This window comes from Holospora elegans E1 (genome assembly GCF_000648275.1).
Taxonomy (GTDB): domain Bacteria; phylum Pseudomonadota; class Alphaproteobacteria; order Holosporales; family Holosporaceae; genus Holospora; species Holospora undulata_A.
The window spans coordinates 1-2,121 of the sequence record NZ_BAUP01000095.1 but is presented as its reverse complement, the minus strand read 5'-3'; the positions used below and the strand labels follow the sequence as shown (position 1 = coordinate 2,121).

The 2,121-nt window shown below is 29.8% G+C and carries 3 protein-coding genes; all 3 read right to left on the bottom strand.

Annotation, left to right across the window (positions count from 1 at the left end; all coding sequences use genetic code 11):
- Positions 1-120 precede the first annotated feature (120 nt).
- Positions 121-285: a hypothetical protein gene (locus HE1_RS08960; protein ID WP_162531248.1), complete on the bottom strand. Its 165-nt coding sequence runs from the start codon at positions 283-285 to the stop codon at positions 121-123.
- Positions 286-333: 48 nt separating this feature from the next.
- Entirely contained in the window at positions 334-807 is a 474-nt protein-coding gene (locus HE1_RS03915; RefSeq protein WP_035544939.1) for a hypothetical protein, read from the bottom strand.
- A gap of 194 nt (positions 808-1,001) precedes the next feature.
- Complete coding sequence (locus HE1_RS03910) at positions 1,002-1,613, bottom strand: hypothetical protein (protein ID WP_162480326.1); 612 nt, start codon at positions 1,611-1,613, stop codon at positions 1,002-1,004.
- Positions 1,614-2,121 lie beyond the last annotated feature (508 nt).

Sequence of the window (2,121 nt, the reverse complement as noted above, 5' to 3'; positions counted from 1 at the left end):
AGTACGAGGCAATTGATATTCTGCGTTCCAAACTTCCAATTGGTGCCATCGAGCATTAAATGCATTTTAGGAACTGGCTCCCAAATACTTGATATCAAGGCTTTTGAGAAGAGTCCAGAATCAATTACTTGTCCTTTTAAAAAAACTCCTGATGCGTTCAAGCTTGGATTTTATTGAAGGTGGAGAGTTCTTCTTGTGGATCAGCGCAGGATGCTGAACCTTTCGCTTATCGATAAGTACGAAGGTTTTAAAAGTCTCTGCGCGGGATGAGAGGTTTATTTGCATTAAACATTGTTGTTTATTTTTAATAAAATAGCCTCTCTTTCGGATCTTTTAAAGCTCCTTCAAAAAAGTGAGGGGGAGTGTGGTTTTGTCTGATTCACTGCTTACTTTAGTTGAATCATTTGTGCTGTGTGTTGGAAATAACTTATGAAATTCTTTAAAAACTTCTGATATTTTTTCAATTATTTCTTCAGAAAATAGATCCTTTGATTTGTCTGGGTGAAGAAACAGAGAAATTTTTCTCTTAATGTTGTTTTTGTTAAGGAGGCTAAGGTAAGAGGTTGTTTTTGCAAAATCTAAAATTTTTTCAATTTTTTCATCTTTACTAATGTTTTTTTGAAAAACAATATTTTTAACCGCATTATAAACTTCAATTGTTATTTTTTGCTGTTCCGTAAAACCGTTTTCATTTTCTATGTCACTTAAAATAGGAGCGTCAGAGGAATCAATTTTTCCTTTATACAGCTGTAGCGAAGTTCCTGGTTTTAGGAAATCAATGGCTTGATTTTGAATGCTTGCAATCAAGTCAGAAAATAAGGTTCGTTGATTTTCAGAAACGAATTTAAGCTGATGAATTTCTGAATTTAAGTTAAGGGATTGAATAAGGTCAGAAACATTTTTTCGGTTGGAAGAAGCTGCAGACTCTTTACAAAGAGAAGATATTATGTTTAAAACTGCTATTTTAAAATAAATAATCTGATCAGGGAGAAGAATTCTTTTTATTTTTGCGTTCTATCTTCTGAAATTATTTTTTTCAATTTTTTAAATTCTTCGTCCAAATACTTTACCTGATCTAAAATTTCTGGGTTTTCATTAGAAAAAATAGATGGCTCTGGCTTTATTATTTTAAAAATTTCTTTTTCTGAAAAGACATTTTCTGAAACGTTTAATACAAAATCAATAACCTCAACGAGATTTTTGTATTTTTTAATTTCGGATATAAAGTGATCCAGAGAAGGAATAAGTTCCTTCGTCATATAATCAGAGGCTTCTTTCGAGATTTCAGATGGAATTAAAGAAAGATTAAGAACTTTTGGATGCTTGATGACTTGTTGTACAGATAAAATAATCTGTTTTTTTAAATCTTCTGTAGACATATTTTTTGAAGATTCTGTTTTCGCTTCTCTAGAAATTTTTTCTAATTTTTCTTTCAACGATAAAATTCGAGGAGGAAGGTAATGTAATTTTTCTTTTAAGATTCTGATATCATCGTTGCTTAACAAGTGCAAATTTATCGGTAATAAATTTTCTGAGTTCAAAGCAGAATAAAAAGTTTGCGTAAGAACTTTGTCAATACTAGTGGTTTCGTGAAAAAAAATTTGGGTTTGCAAAAACATGTGCAAATATTTAATAAGCAAATAAAAAATATAATTTTATTCATAATAGTCATTGAGTATGTCATGTACTGTTTTATTTTAAAATAAAAAGTAAAATTTTTTTTTAAAATAAAATAGGAATCACTACGATAAATAATTTAGGACGGAAAAATAAGGTCTGAGTCCAGACAACTGGGGAAAATAATGCAGTTTATATAGTAATTTAGGTTGAATTAGGTGTAATTTTTTTTGTTAAAGTAAAAGGAAAATGACAAAGATCTACAGCAACGATTTAAGATACAAGGTAATAGAATATTTAGATGAGGGGGTGAGTATATTGAAGCATCGCAACTATTTAAAATAAGTGTATCAGCGATCATACTCCCCCTCACTTTTTTGAAAGGGTCTTTAAAAGATCCGAAAGACAGGCTATTTTATTAAAAATAAACAACAATGTTTAAATGCAAATGAACCTACTCTTCCTTAATAAATAAGATAACAAGAATATCAGCTTTTCACAATT

Excerpts from the sequence above, each read along its gene's own strand:
- HE1_RS08960 (WP_162531248.1), bottom strand. The coding sequence starts at position 285 with ATGCAAATAAACCTCTCATCCCGCGCAGAGACTTTTAAAACCTTCGTA.